Source organism: Bartonella sp. AP57NXGY, assembly GCF_042195805.1.
Lineage (GTDB): Bacteria > Pseudomonadota > Alphaproteobacteria > Rhizobiales > Rhizobiaceae > Bartonella.
The window spans coordinates 12,061-13,347 of the sequence record NZ_JBHIOZ010000041.1; the positions used below are offsets into that span (position 1 = coordinate 12,061).

At 40.0% G+C, this 1,287-nt stretch carries 1 protein-coding gene; it reads left to right on the forward strand.

The annotated features are described in order from the left end of the window. Positions 1–712: 712 nt before the first annotated feature. A partial coding sequence (locus tag ACFIL8_RS05620; protein WP_375689095.1) for a hypothetical protein occupies positions 713–1,287 on the forward strand: 575 nt, incomplete at its 3' end.

Genomic DNA, 1,287 nt, shown 5'->3' on the forward strand with positions numbered 1-1,287 from the left:
ACAGCACAAAAGATAATTCGTTACACGCTAACAAATCCACCTAAATGCAAAAGCTGTAACAACGCTAAAATGCGCGTAAATATCATAAGAATACTGTCTTACACCTCCACAAGCAGAATGAGTGGCGTAAAACTGTACAATAAAATGTCATGCCTATAATGAACAGTGCTAAAGACTGTCGCAACACTGGGAGCTAAGGTGTATGATGATGCCGGCTTGCTCTTTTATGAAGCGTAAAGATTAAGAAGACTCAATGGAGTTTATATTATTTCATGGAAATTTTGCCGCTCTACCCTTCTATACTCTTCACGGGGCCCCCTCGCGAAATGGGCTTTTATCCCTTGAATAAAGATCTCCTTTAAAGAATCATTTCAAATTCTAAGAGCTGTACAGTCTTTTGAACGCATCGAATGAAGATGATGCTAGCTTATTCCTTTCCTATATTCTCGAGCATCAATACATTGAAATGCTCCATTCAAACGCCCCTTTAGCAAAATAAAGCACATTGTCTCTTAAATTTTTTCACGTAATCATTTCTTTCATGCGCCCCTGTCGTCTCCATTTGACAAATCTCCTTGTACTTTCTCAACATCCCAGCACCTTTTTTCTCAGTGCAACCTTTTTGCAATTTTTCAGTTTTGAACTTTTAGATTGACTTTCGGTTTATTTTTCTTATGTTTTAGAATTATTCTAAAGTGCAGAGGAACAGAAAATGTTGAGATCGTTTTTTTCATTTGTACAACGTAAAGCTCTGTCCTTTCGTTCAGCACAAAACGTGATACTTAAAGCGCTCAAATTAAAAGAGCAACATGCGGCGCTCTATTTAAAATATGCAAAAGCTCTAGAACCTTATTCCTCTAAGGAAGCCGCGGTTTTTACCGCCATGGGGCTTCAAGAGCTTAAAAATTATAAGCAACTTTTGTGCCTTTCTTGCCATAATCGTGCAAACACTATCGGTTCATTATGTGACAAAACTTCTCTTGTGAAAGGCAAGAACCGCCATCCCTCCCAAAAAACAACAGCGGCAAATCACACCATAAAAAAGCCTTCGAAAACGCAAAGACAAACACTTTTGACTTGGATTCAACCAGGTCTTGCAGGGTTAATGGATGGCTCTGTCTCTACCCTTGCCCCCATTTTTGCCGCAGCTTTTGCCACGGGAGACACGCATCAAACTTTTTTGATAGGGCTCTCAGCTTCAATTGGTGCGGGACTTTCAATGGGTTTCACAGAAGCAGCCCATGATGACGGAAAATTATCAGGGCGTGGTTCGCCATTAAAAAGAGG